General features: G+C 38.8%; 11 protein-coding genes and 1 tRNA gene. 4 read left to right on the top strand and 8 right to left on the bottom strand.

The genetic code is table 11. The annotated features are described in order from the left end of the window. Positions 1 to 10: 10 nt before the first annotated feature. Both brnQ and Q0625_RS02455 read left to right on the top strand, forming a co-directional pair. Positions 11 to 1,327, top strand: a complete 1,317-nt coding sequence (brnQ, locus tag Q0625_RS02460) for a branched-chain amino acid transport system II carrier protein (protein WP_298823312.1) — start codon at positions 11 to 13, stop codon at positions 1,325 to 1,327. After that, entirely contained in the window at positions 1,299 to 2,450 is a 1,152-nt protein-coding gene (locus Q0625_RS02455) for an 8-amino-7-oxononanoate synthase (RefSeq protein ID WP_298823311.1), read from the top strand. The genes brnQ and Q0625_RS02455 overlap by 29 nt, the downstream gene beginning before the upstream one ends. A gap of 36 nt (positions 2,451 to 2,486) precedes the next feature. On the opposite strand, the gene Q0625_RS02450 is transcribed toward Q0625_RS02455, so the two are convergent. Next, positions 2,487 to 3,620, bottom strand: coding sequence for a CapA family protein (locus tag Q0625_RS02450; protein ID WP_298823310.1), 1,134 nt, complete (start codon positions 3,618 to 3,620; stop codon positions 2,487 to 2,489). A 135-nt stretch (positions 3,621 to 3,755) separates the two neighbouring features. Here Q0625_RS02450 and Q0625_RS02445 point away from each other — a divergent pair, with 135 nt between their 5' ends. After that, on the top strand, positions 3,756 to 4,058 hold the full coding sequence (locus tag Q0625_RS02445) for a DUF1493 family protein (protein WP_298823309.1): 303 nt from the start codon (positions 3,756 to 3,758) through the stop codon (positions 4,056 to 4,058). Positions 4,059 to 4,118: 60 nt separating this feature from the next. On the opposite strand, the gene Q0625_RS02440 is transcribed toward Q0625_RS02445, so the two are convergent. The 5 genes from Q0625_RS02440 to pncB all read right to left on the bottom strand — a co-directional run bounded on the left by Q0625_RS02440 (position 4,119) and on the right by pncB (position 8,556). Further along, complete coding sequence (locus tag Q0625_RS02440) at positions 4,119 to 5,168, bottom strand: FAD-dependent oxidoreductase (RefSeq protein WP_298823308.1); 1,050 nt, start codon at positions 5,166 to 5,168, stop codon at positions 4,119 to 4,121. A 21-nt stretch (positions 5,169 to 5,189) separates the two neighbouring features. After that, entirely contained in the window at positions 5,190 to 6,044 is an 855-nt protein-coding gene (locus Q0625_RS02435; protein WP_298823307.1) for an N-acetylglucosamine kinase, read from the bottom strand. Between the two features lie 84 nt (positions 6,045 to 6,128). After that, a complete protein-coding gene (gene gap, locus Q0625_RS02430; RefSeq protein ID WP_298823306.1) occupies positions 6,129 to 7,130 on the bottom strand; it encodes a type I glyceraldehyde-3-phosphate dehydrogenase in 1,002 nt (333 codons plus the stop codon). Between the two features lie 37 nt (positions 7,131 to 7,167). Next, the gene (locus Q0625_RS02425; RefSeq protein ID WP_298823305.1) at positions 7,168 to 7,359 is read right to left on the bottom strand and encodes a hypothetical protein; all 192 of its coding nucleotides are present in this window, start codon (positions 7,357 to 7,359) and stop codon (positions 7,168 to 7,170) included. Positions 7,360 to 7,368: 9 nt separating this feature from the next. Further along, a complete protein-coding gene (pncB, locus tag Q0625_RS02420; RefSeq protein ID WP_298823304.1) occupies positions 7,369 to 8,556 on the bottom strand; it encodes a nicotinate phosphoribosyltransferase in 1,188 nt (395 codons plus the stop codon). A 218-nt stretch (positions 8,557 to 8,774) separates the two neighbouring features. Here pncB and Q0625_RS02415 point away from each other — a divergent pair. Then, positions 8,775 to 8,859, top strand: a tRNA-Ser gene (locus tag Q0625_RS02415). A 145-nt stretch (positions 8,860 to 9,004) separates the two neighbouring features. On the opposite strand, the gene Q0625_RS02410 is transcribed toward Q0625_RS02415, so the two are convergent. Further along, complete coding sequence (locus tag Q0625_RS02410; protein ID WP_298823303.1) at positions 9,005 to 10,267, bottom strand: tetratricopeptide repeat protein; 1,263 nt, start codon at positions 10,265 to 10,267, stop codon at positions 9,005 to 9,007. Positions 10,268 to 10,300: 33 nt separating this feature from the next. Next, complete coding sequence (gyrA, locus tag Q0625_RS02405; RefSeq protein ID WP_298823302.1) at positions 10,301 to 12,817, bottom strand: DNA gyrase subunit A; 2,517 nt, start codon at positions 12,815 to 12,817, stop codon at positions 10,301 to 10,303. Positions 12,818 to 12,840 lie beyond the last annotated feature (23 nt).

Raw genomic sequence — 12,840 nt, 5'->3', positions numbered from 1 at the left:
TTTTTATAGAATGAAAATAACTCTTTCACGTATCATTGTAACATCCTTTGCGATGTTCTCAATCTTCTTTGGAGCAGGGAACTTTATATTACCTGCTTTTTTAGGAAGAGCGGCAGGTGAGCATTGGCTATTGGTTTCTATAGCCTTTTGTCTTTCAGCAGTACTTATTCCTATTTTGGGAGTAGTCGTACAGGCACGCCTACAAGGTTCTGTATTGGATTTTGGTAAAAAGGTTAGCTCCTTTGTATCGATTTTATTAGGTTGTTTGCTCTATGGTATGTGCTTGGCTTTTCCTATGCCGCGTACTGCCTCAGTAAGTTATGAGATGATTTCAGCGACTTTCGCTCCCAATCTTCCTGCATGGGTAATGTATACTTTCTATGTATTCTATTTCTTTTTGGTAGGATATTTGTGTTTTCAGCGCAATAAGATATTAGACGTATTAGGCAAATACCTAACCCCTCTTATGGTGGGAATTATTCTTTTGCTTATTATTGTAGCTATCTTCAATCAAGGAGATATAACAATATCTTCCTTTGAAAATCCCATTGCGGAAGGTCTTTTGGAGGGTTACCAAACCTATGATGCCATGTCGTCTATTATTATAGGAGGGGTAATTGTAGCCTCTTTGGCCTTAGATAATTCCTTTGATAAGCGTCAAGTAAAGCGCTTAACAATCTATGCCGGTATAGGTAGTGGTATCTTACTTTTCATTACTTATGCAGGTTTTATCTATACAGGAGCATCCCAAGGAAGCTATTTTCCAGAGGTAGACCAGCGCGTACTTCTCTTGGCTTTGATAACCAAACATGTATTAGGAGGATTTGGAGGGGTACTCCTTAGCATAGCTGTGAGTATCTCCTGTTTTACTACTGCAGTGGGAATCATCACAGGTGGAGCAGAATTTTTTAAGAACCTCATCAAAGGAAACGAACATACTTACAAAGTATTTGTGACCATTCTTTGTATATATTGCCTTATCGTAGCGCCCTTCGGAGTGGATTATATCATAGAGATAGCCTACCCTGTATTAGTGCTTTTCTACCCTACGGTGATTGCTTTGGTATTTTTACATCTACTTCCTTCTAAATTGGCTTCTAATAATGTCTTTAAGGTAGTAGCTGCGGTAACTTTTCTCTCTACTATTCCTATTTTCTTAGAACAATTGGGATATGAATACTTTGAGGTACCACTTCCATTGCACGAATATAGGCTATCATGGATATTCCCTGCTCTTTGGGCATGGATTACGACCTTACTCATAGAGAAAATGATTATAAAAACTTCTAAACCAGCAAATGGAGATAAAAAAGAATCCCATTCCTAAACAGCTTCAGAAAGCACTTCAAGAGCGTGAAACAGCAGGTACACTCCGCCATTTATCGGAAGAGAGTTACCTTATCGACTTCTATTCGAATGACTATATAGGGCTTGCCAAGAATGCAGCTGTTCGTACAAAGGCACACTCTTTACTTGGAGAATATCCTCTGCAGAATGGGAGTACAGGTTCTCGCCTGTTATCAGGAAATTATCCCCTGATTAGGAAGGCGGAGGGCTACTTGGCTGCTTTTCATGGAGCTGAAAAAGGGCTTTTATTCAATTCAGGGTATGATGCCAATGTGGGTATCTTCTCGTCCATTCCACAAAAAGGTGATGTGGTGCTATATGATCAGTATATACATGCCTCCATTCGTGATGGTTTGCAACTGAATAAGGCTCAAAATTTCAAGTTCAAGCACAATTCCCTTACAGATCTAGAGGAGAAACTCAAGCGCTTTGCGCCCTCTGCTACTACACTTTATATAGCTACCGAGGCGGTCTTTTCCATGGACGGTGATACGCCTGACTTACCTGCCATGGTAGCACTTGCTAAGCAATACAATGCTTATATTATTATAGATGAAGCTCATTCAGTAGGTATATTTGGTAATAAAGGGGAAGGACTTTGTCAAGCGTTAGGGATAGAGGAAGATATCTTTTTACGCCTTATTACCTTTGGTAAAGGGATAGGAGCACATGGAGCTTTGGTTGTTGCACAAGCAGAAGTAATAGACTATTTGGTTAATTTTGCTCGTTCATTTATCTATACTACTGCGGCTGCTCCAGAGAGTATAGCCACTTTGCTAGCCTCTTATATGCTCTTGCCTGAGCTTAAGGAACGAGACCTCTTACATGAGAATATTGCCTTTTTCCGTGAGAAGGCGCAGACACTAGCAAAGGAGAAAGGAATTACCTTTATTGATTCCTCTTCTGCAATACAAGGGCTTATTATTCCTGATAGCCAAAAAGTAAAACAAGTGGCTGCTCGCCTACAAGCTCAAGGAATGGGAATAAAACCAATTCTCTCTCCTACTGTACCTAAAGGAGAAGAGCGCCTAAGAATATGTCTGCATAGCTATAATACAAAAGAGGAAATAAATCTCCTATTCCAAACGATAAGTGAAGAGTAAAAAGAAAAGTGAAGAATGAAAATTCTTCACTTTTCTTTATTTTCTTAAGAGAATACTATTTTCTTCAAAAACTAAAGGAGTTTCAGGGAAATCAGTCTTAGTAAGGCGTTTCATTTCCTCAAATACTTTAGAACTGGGGTCAAGTTCTAAGCCATTGGTCTTGCTTTGTTTGGTAGAGATGACCTTTGCGTATAGGAAGTTACCCTTACGATCAAGCTTGATATCCAAAAGGGGAGCTATTCCATTAGGACCATCAAGATTGAAAGTACCATAGGTGTTGAAGTTCCCCATGCTATAAGCTATAAATTTATTCTTATATACCTCTACTGCACGAGTTACATGAGGGCCATGCCCCAAAACAATATCTGCACCTGCATCTATAACAGTATGGGCAAACTTGTATACATTTCCACGGTTTTCTCCAAAGAAAAATTCATTGCTACGAGGCACATGGGTATGCTTAGCACCCTCTGCGCCTCCATGGAAAGAAACAATCACGATATCGACCTCTGAGCGTAATTGTTCTACTAAACTGACTGCTTGATCTAAATCATTTACAGAGAGCATGTTACTATTAGGAGAGAAAGCACAAAAGCCATATTTGATTCCGTCTTTCTCAAATACTACCGACTTGTTTTCCACAGGGCCTGCATGATAGATTCCTACTTCATCAAGTACACGAGCAGTATTGCGTCTTCCTTTTTCTCCAAAGTCATTAGCATGGTTATTGGCGGTACTCATTAGGCTAAAGCCTGCTTCCTTGAGAATTTTTCCATAGCGATCAGGCATACGGAAAGCATAACAAGTACCCTCCTTAGAGTTTTTACATTTTTCTGAATTACCTGAATCCAGAATAGCTCCTTCTAGGTTCCCAAAGACAATGTCCCCATTTAGATAAGGCTTAACCGCCTTGAAGCTCTCTATAGCATCATCTTTGGGGAGTTTTCCAGCAGGAAAGCCTGAACCAATCATCACATCGCCAACTGCTACTATAGAAAGAGTATCCTTGACAGGAGAAAGAGTATCTTTGACAATAGAGAGCGTATCCTTAGTGGGGGGGAGTGAATCTTTTACAACGGACAGCGTATCTTTAGTAGTTACTACCTGCCCATAAGTAAAACTGGCGAAAGCCAATGAAATAGCTGCGGAAAAGATGTAGGGTATCTTCATAAATTATAATTTTTTCTATTGCATATATAAGAAAAATGTCTCAATTTTGTTCCGACTAAAAACAATTTTTAGAGCCACGTTTTATGAGTGCAAATTTACGAAATTCAAGTATATTTGCAACAGAAAAAACAACTTATGGATACTTCTATTCAAGAAAAGCTAAGAGCACTAATCTTTAAATATACTTATAGGGAGCATATCACCTTGGAGACCTCTATTAATAAGGATTTATGTATAGAGGGAGATGATGCTATTGATTTTCTTAATGAGTTTGTTATACTCTTTCAAGTGGATATAACTCATTTCCCTTTTGATGAATATTTCTATAATGAGGGGGAGCTTTCTATGATTTGGTTTCTCAAAAAATTCAAAAAAGCTAAGAAACCTCTGACAATCCACCAACTTATGGAAGCTATTGATAAAAAGAAATGGGATTAATAAAACTAAAAAGAGGTAAATTTCACGATTTACCTCTTATAGTTTGATAGTTACTAAATTTTACTGGAAAAATCTGGAATGACGTGTAATGTTCATTTCTTTGTCTATCGTTTTTCTATTTTCTATAAAATCATAGAGTGAAGTGGCTGTATAGGGGGCTAAGAGTGCACCATGGGTGCCCAATCCATTGAGGATGAATAAGTTTTTATACTTTGGGTGCACACCTACCAAAGGACGACGGTCTTTCACTGTAGGACGAATTCCTGCCATTTGTCCTGTGATACGATAGGGATAGCTGATCAGTCGTTCAAGCTTCTCTATAAGCGTCTGCCTACCATGAGCAGTAGGGGAGGGATTCTTGTCGTCATTGTCATAGGTAGTACCTATTTTGAAGGTATTGCCACCTAAGGGGGCGATAAAACCATCAGACTTGAGTACACCGTCCAGCTGTAAGTCATTAGCCTCAAAGCTAAGTAATTCGCCCTTGCTTCCTACCATAGGAAGGTAATTGAAAAAAGGATTATGCACCATACCATAGCCTTCACAGAATACAATTCGCTTGGCTGAGATACCTTTATAGCACACACTATTGTCTTTTATCTCCAAGGCATCATAATCCAATCTCTCTTGGAAATACACCCCCTCTTTCTGTAGTTTTTCTTGGTAAGCAGGAATGAGTACACGTGTATTAATCAGCCCCGTATGTAGTACTTCTCCTACGCCAAAAGGTGTTTCTATATAAGGGGAGAGACTATTGCGTACCTCTGAACAGAGGTATTGGGACAGAATAGGCTTATCCGAGGCTACAAACCAGTTGTTCTTTTCCTCCACTGAGGTAAATTTCCTAAATACCCGAGTCTTATAGATGAAAGAAGTGGCTAACTTGTGTTCTATTTCTCCAAAGAAAGGAAGCAGTAAGGCCATTTGCTCTTCTACCCTCCATACAGGGGTAAACCGTTTGAGAATGATAGGGTTGAACATGGCTCCTGCTACTGTAGTAACAGGGGTAGGATCATCACTAAAAACTACAAAGGACTTTTGGTGTTTTTCCAATAGATGTACCAAGCTACACCCCGCAAAGCCAAAACCTACGATAATATAATCTTTCATTATTGATTTTGGGCTATAAGTTTATTTCTTGTGAAGTAGGTGATACTCTACCAATCCATCAATAGGCTTACGTATTACCTTACCTACTTTTAGATTGTTTTCGGCAAATACTTCTTTGACAACATCTTGCAAATAAAAAGCAATACTACCCACGAAATTAATAGGTACTTCATTACGAGCTTCATATTGTACTATCCAGTGGTCAATGAAGAGTTGTACCCCTTCTCGGATAATGTGATTGCAATAGGCATCATTCTTATTTTCCACCAAAAAGCGTGCAAAAGTAGCCAAGTAACTGTTAGGGTTAGGCAATTTGTATAGGTGAGACTTAATCACATCGGAATTAAGTTCATATTCATGTTCAAATTTGTTTCTTAGGTGTTCGGGCATTATTTTGAAGTAGTAATCTACAATAAGCCTTTTTCCAAAGAAATTACCACTACATTCATCCATAAGTGAGTAACCCAAAGAATCTACGGCTTGGTGTAGTTTTTTTCCGTCCCAGTAAGAACAGTTAGCCCCTGTACCAAGGATCCCTACGATTGCTCTTTCACCATTGGCGGTAGTAGCATGTACAGCGGCATAGGTATCTTCTTTTACAACTATGGTAGCATTGGAGAAGAATCGCTGTAGGATAGCATGTAAGAATACTCGAAGACGTTCTGTTCCACAACCTGCTCCGTAGAAATATACATGGCGTGCACGCTTGCGATTCTCATTGAGTTGTTCATTGGTTGTTAGACGTTCCATGGCAATCTCCTCCGTAAGCACCTCAGGGTTAAGACCAAGGGTCTGAGTACCGAATTCTTTCATTCCTTTTTCGTTCAGTGCAGTCCAATCGGCTTTGGTCGCACCACTATCTACTATAAAAATCATAATTTTAAGGTGTTAAGTGAATGTATTTGAAAAAAGACGTATGGTTTAAAAAATCACACGTCTTTTTTTCATCATTTAAAAAGATTAAAGAGAAGCTACATGTTGTGCTAAATCAACCAATTTGTTGGAGTAGCCAGCTTCATTATCATACCAAGAAACTACCTTGAAGAAGTGATCGTTAAGTTCGATACCTGCTTTTGCATCATAGATAGAAGTATTGGTGCAGCCTACAAAGTCTTGAGATACTACAAGCTCATCAGTATAAGCTAGGATATTTTTAAGTTCTCCTTCAGAAGCTTTCTTCATAGCTTCGTTGATTTCTTTAAGAGAAGTAGCTTTTTTAGTCTTAACAGTCAAATCCACTACAGAAACATCGGCTGTCGGTACACGGAAAGCCATACCTGTGAGTTTGCCGTTAAGTTCAGGGATTACCTTACCTACTGCTTTAGCAGCTCCAGTAGAGGAAGGAATGATGTTGATTAGTGCAGAACGTCCACCTCTCCAGTCCTTTTTAGAAGGACCATCTACAGTAAGCTGAGTAGCTGTAGTGGCGTGTACAGTAGTCATAAGGGCTTCGTCTATACCAAAGTTATCATTGATAACCTTAGCAATAGGAGCCAAGCAGTTAGTAGTACAAGAAGCGTTGGATACGATTGTATCGGTAGGTTTCACGCTCTTGTGATTTACACCCATTACGAACATAGGAGCATCAGCAGAAGGAGCAGAGATAACTACCTTCTTAGCACCTGCGTTAAGGTGAGCTTGTGCTTTTTCCAAAGTAGTGAAGATACCAGTACATTCAAGCACTACATCTACTCCGATTTCATTCCATTTAAGGTTGTTAGGATCTTTTTCAGCTGTGATACGAATGGTTTTTCCATCTACTACGAGGTGTCCATTTTCTGCTTTTACATCCAAAGGGAAAGTTCCATGGACAGAGTCATATTTTAGCAAATAGGCGATATACTCTACATCTTGTAGATCGTTGATACCTACTACCTCTACATTGGCACGTTTTGAAATAGCTCTGAAAGCCAAACGACCAATACGTCCGAATCCGTTGATTCCAATTTTTAATGCTGACATAAAATTTTGTTTTTAAATTATTTGTATAATACTTAAGTTATTTGTGTTCACGTGAGGGTAATTTTTTAGAAAGCATATAGATACCCACCACTACCAATACAAGTCCTGCCATTAGTACATATTGCTCTTGAAAATACCTATATTCTTTGTTAGATTGCAGGTAGAGCAACAGTACCCCCACTATCATAAGGGTATAGGCCACTATATTTGTTTTCTTTAATATACTCATTGTCGTCTTTTAAGAGTGAATACGTAATAATTCCTTTGACAATTCTATCATTCGGGGGTCTCCTGTGTGTTTGTTAGGCTCATCAGAGAGCTTAACTGTTTTCACCCATTCGTGGTCAGAGGTAAGTACTTCAGTGAGTTTCATGACAATATTCATAGGACGTAACCCTACATCATTAGTAAGGTTGGTTCCTATACCAAAAGAAAAACCTATTTTACCACGGCAGTATTTGGTGATAGCTTCCACTTTTTCAGGAGTTAGCCCATCGGAGAAGATGATATATTTGGAAAGAGGATTGATACCAAATTTTTTATAATGTTCTATAGTTTTGTTGGCAAACTCAATAGGATCTCCACTGTCATGGCGTACCCCATCAAATAGTTTGGCAAACTTGGTATCGAATTGTTTGAAAAAAACATCTGTTGTATAAGTATCGGAAAGCGCAACACCTAAGTCCCCTCTATAGACATCTACCCAATGCTCTAAGGACATGGCGTTGGACATTTTGAAGCCATATTCTGCAGCATGAAACATAAACCATTCGTGAGCATGTGTTCCTATGGGCTTTACTTGATATTTCATAGCAAAGTGAACATTGCTTGTCCCTGTGAAGTTATAGCGATGGGACTTGGTAAGGGTTTGCATTACAAGGTCATGTACGCGATAGGAATGCCTTCTTCGGGTACCGAACTCAGCAAAAATAACATCAAGGGCTTCATAGTCATATATCTTATGGGAGGTGTTGGCTATGATTTGTTCATCATCCCATGCCACTGCTCCAGTGAGCTTGTAGTACAATTCACTGATGGTTGCTAATAAGGGTACTTCCCACAGAATTGTTCTATACCAATAACCTTCTACACTTACTTTCAACTCTGTCCCTTCTTGAGAGATATGTACCTCACTAGGGTCATAACGATAACCTTCTAAAAAGTCAATATAAGCAGGATTCAGATAAGGACAAGAACTCTTCAGGAAGTTTTTTTCTTCTTTGGATAGTCTCAGTTGTCCCATTTCATTTACTGCCTTTTGCATAGTTTGGGCGAAGCCTTCCGGGAATTCGTGTTTTCCACGATTGATAAACTCATAACGTCCTTTGACAGCGGGAAAGAGTTTCACCACAGCGCACTGCATAGTGAATTTGTAGAAATCATTATCTAAAATAGAAGTAAATATAGGAGATATATGTACAGGCATAATTATAAACTACGTTTCTTTTAAAATCACACAAAGGTAAAAAAAAAAAACTAGAAAACAAAGATATTTTTCAAATTTATTATAATAGCTTCATAACTAATTGAAATACAGTGGTTAAAAGAATTAGTTTAAAAATAGATGAAAAAATGTATTTTTTTCTTTGCAGAATAAAAAAAAAGTTATACCTTTGCACCCGAATTCAATGAGAGTTCTTTTCTGGAGAAATGGCAGAGCGGTCGAATGCGGCGGTCTTGAAAACCGTTGAGGGTAACACCTCCGGGGGTTCGAATCCCTCTTTCTCCGCAATACATTGATTTTTAAGGTTTAGTTAGAAGGCTTAAGGAAAATTCTTAAGCCTTTTTTATTTTATCTATTCTTTGTAAGGAAAGGATAATACAAAAAAACGCCTTCCCAAATAGGGAAGGCATTTTTATTAATTATGCAAATCTTAGTTTTTGTTCAAAAGGGCTTTGATTCTCTTATAGTTGGTCATATCATTAAGAGATAAGTAAATATTAGAGAGGTATTCCAATACGTCTTTATTGGGATTTTTAGGATTATTCTTTACATATTCATTCAACACTTCAGCAGCCAATCGGTAAGAAGAATCTTTGCTATTTTTAAGTTCATCAAATTTTTTGATGTCACTAGCTGTATTTCCCAAGGCATTCATCTGATCTACAAGGGCATCTCCTTCATTAGCATAGGTAGTAGCACAGTTCATAGCAGCGTTAGCATTATCTGGAGCTATTTTGAGTGCTTTTTGGAAATATTTTCTAGCCTCAGCATTGTTACCTCTTTGTAGGTTCATCACTCCAATATTATATTGGGCATCTGCGTTATCAGGTTGTAGGTCAGTAGCTTCCTTCATTAAGGATTCAAATTTTCCCATATTACCCAATTGGTAATATACATTGGCCTCTTGCATGATAAGCTCTCCATCCTTAGGATAGTTCTTTCTAGCAAATTCAAAAGCCTTAAGAGCTTCTTCTTTCTTTCCTTGATCTACATATAGGTAGGCAATGTTACGGATGATTTCTCCTCTTTTGGAAGGCGTTTTTTCCTGACTAGGGTTGGAATAATTTCCCGTTTTCATTTTCATGTCACGAGTATTCTTATCCGCCGATTTCTCTATTAGACCTGTTTCTTTATTTTTAGCAGAATAAAGAATTTCTGTACCATCATATTTCAAGTCTTTCAACTCTAAGAAATAGTTTAGTGCCATTTCGTTTTCCTTACTTTGAGAAGCTGAAACAGCAGCATTGTAGAGGAATAAGGTATCTCTTGGGCTAAGGCGATATACTTGTTCAAAAGCAAGAGCAGCTTCCTTGAAATTATTCTTTTGATAAGAATCTTGTCCTTTTTCTACGGCAATTCTTGCTCCTTCTGCCTTAAGAGCTTCTATGTCAGAAGAACTCTTACCTCCAGCTTTCTTAGCTTCTGCTAAGGCAACAGAGGCCTCTGACAATGAGTTAATCACATCTTTTCCTGCAATTGCTTTCTTTAGTCCCAATTCTCCTTTTAGGAAGTAATATTCAGCAGAGGATTTTCTGTCAGCAAGTGCCATGCTTTTTACGTTTTCTAAAAGTCTTTCTGCTTGAGGGAGTTCATTTTTCTCAATAGCTTTCTTTATTTCTTTTAGTTCTTTCTTCTGAGCAAAAGAAACGGCAGAGAAAGCAAGCGCCGTTATTAATAGAATACTTTTTTTCATTGTAATTTAGTTTTATATTTAACTTATAATTATTTATTCATTTATCAGTGTAGAATCTTCCATGTTTTCTCCTTCAGAGAGATCTTCCTCCTCTTTCATTACCTTGGCTACGGCTGCGATAGAGTCGTTTCCTTTGATATTGATAAGGCGTACTCCTTGGGTAGCACGTCCCATAACACGCAGATCACTTACAGGTAGGCGAATGGCCATACCAGACTTGTTGATAATCATCAGATCTTCTTCTTCCAATACAGATTTGATAGCCACTAGGTTTCCTGTTTTTTCAGTTACTGAGATAGTTTTTACCCCTTTACCACCACGGTTGGTGATACGATAAACAGCCTCACCTGTTTCAGGATCATCAATAAAGGTACGCTTACCGTAACCATTTTCAGAGACTACTAGTACGGTTTCTTCCTTAGGGTTTTCAATGGCTATCATACCAATTACCTCGTCATTAGCATTATCAAAAGAGATACCACGTACTCCAGATCCACTACGACCTACAGCTCGTACTTTTTCTTCAGGGAAACGAATGGCCTTTCCTGATTTGACAGCAAGCATCACTTGGCTATTTCCAGAGGTAAGGCGAGCTTCCAGTAGCTCATCATCTTCCTTGATGGTAATGGCAACAATACCATTTTGGCGAGGACGAGAGTATTGTTCTAAGCAGGTCTTTTTGATAATACCTTTTTTGGTAGCCATAATTACGTAATGGCTATTGATATAATCCTGTTCCTTAAGATCATGTGTACAGATGACAGCTTTTACAAGGTCATCAGGAGCTATATTGATAAGGTTCTGAATGGCACGTCCCTTGGTATTCTTACCCCCTTCAGGAATTTCATAGACTCTGAGCCAGAAACATTTTCCTTTCTCGGTGAAGAAAAGCATATATTGGTGGTTGGTACCTATAAATAGGTGCTCTATGAAGTCCTTATCACGTGTAGCAGAGGCCTTTTGTCCTACTCCTCCACGAGCTTGGGTTTTGTATTCATTGACAGAAGTACGCTTGATATAGCCAGCATTGGAGATGGTGATCACCACTTGCTCATCAGGGATAATATCTTCTATGGAGATATCACCACCTGCATATTCGATTACAGAGCGGCGTTCATCTCCATATTTGGCTTTTATTTCCAAGAGTTCTTCTTTGATAATCTCAGTACGACGTTCTTTGCGAGCAAGGATATCTTCCAAATCAATAATTTGAGTTAATAATTGCTCATATTCCTCCTTAGTTTGTAGAATAAGGAGTTTGTTAATACGGCGCAATTGTAGCGCTAAGATAGCTTCAGCTTGTATTTCTGTAAGTTCAAACTCAGTGATTAGGTCTTCTTTGGGTCTGTCATGAAAACGAATAATTTCAATAGCCTTTCCCATAGTATCTTCGGTAGCCATTACCTTCATGAACCCTTCCAAGATATGAATGCGTTCCTTAGCTTTTTTTAGCTCATATTGGGTACGTCTATATACCACATCATGACGATGTTCTACAAAGTGGTATATTAAGTCCTTAAGGTTTAGTTGTTCAGGACGACCATTGACCAAGGCAATATTATTAACACTAAAAGAAGATTGTAGCGCAGTATGCTTGAATAGGTTATTGAGTACTACATTAGGAATAGCATCTTTCTTAAGTTCGTATACGATACGCATACCTCCCTTACCTGTCTGATCCACAATGTCAGCCAATCCTTCAAGTTTACCCTCTTTGACCAAATTGGAGGTTTGTTCGCGCATGGTCTCAGGATTTACCTGATAGGGAACTTCAGTAACTACGATATAGTCGCGGTTGTTTATTTCCTCAAAGTGTGTTTTGGCGCGTACAATTACTCGTCCGCGTCCTGTTTTGAAGGCCTCACGTACACCATCATAACCATAGATAATACCACCTGTTGGGAAGTCAGGAGCCTTGATGTACTCCATGAGTTCATCTATAGTAATATCTTGATTTTCAAGGTATGCAATAGTACCATCAACTACTTCAGCAAGATTGTGAGGAGGCATATTGGTAGCCATACCTACGGCAATCCCTGAAGATCCATTGACCAAAAGGTTTGGAATACGGGTAGGTAATACAGTAGGCTCCTCAAGTGTGTCATCAAAGTTAAGGCTGTGATCTACGGTCTCCTTGTCAATGTCAATGAGCATATCTTCAGCCATTTTGCGCATTCTTGCCTCAGTATAACGCATAGCTGCAGGAGAGTCTCCATCGATAGAACCGAAGTTACCTTGCCCATCTACAAGCATGTAACGCATGTTCCACCATTGTGCCATACGTACCATAGTGTCATATACAGAGGAATCTCCATGTGGGTGGTACTTACCGAGTACTTCCCCTACAATACGAGCGGATTTCTTATGAGCTGTATTACTACGTACACCAAGCTCATGCATTCCAAAGAGTACACGCCTATGTACAGGCTTAAGTCCATCACGTACATCAGGCAAAGCCCTAGAGACGATTACTGACATTGAGTAGTCAATGTAAGCCGTCTTCATCTGGTCTTCTATGTTAATAGGAATGAGTTTTTCTCCTTCAACCATTGTAAAGTTTCTTTTTATTTCAA

It is taken from the genome of uncultured Capnocytophaga sp., from assembly GCF_938029845.1.
Taxonomy (GTDB): Bacteria; Bacteroidota; Bacteroidia; order Flavobacteriales; family Flavobacteriaceae; genus Capnocytophaga.
The sequence above is the reverse complement of the archived record's forward strand: the minus strand, read 5'-3'. Positions and strand labels throughout refer to the sequence as shown.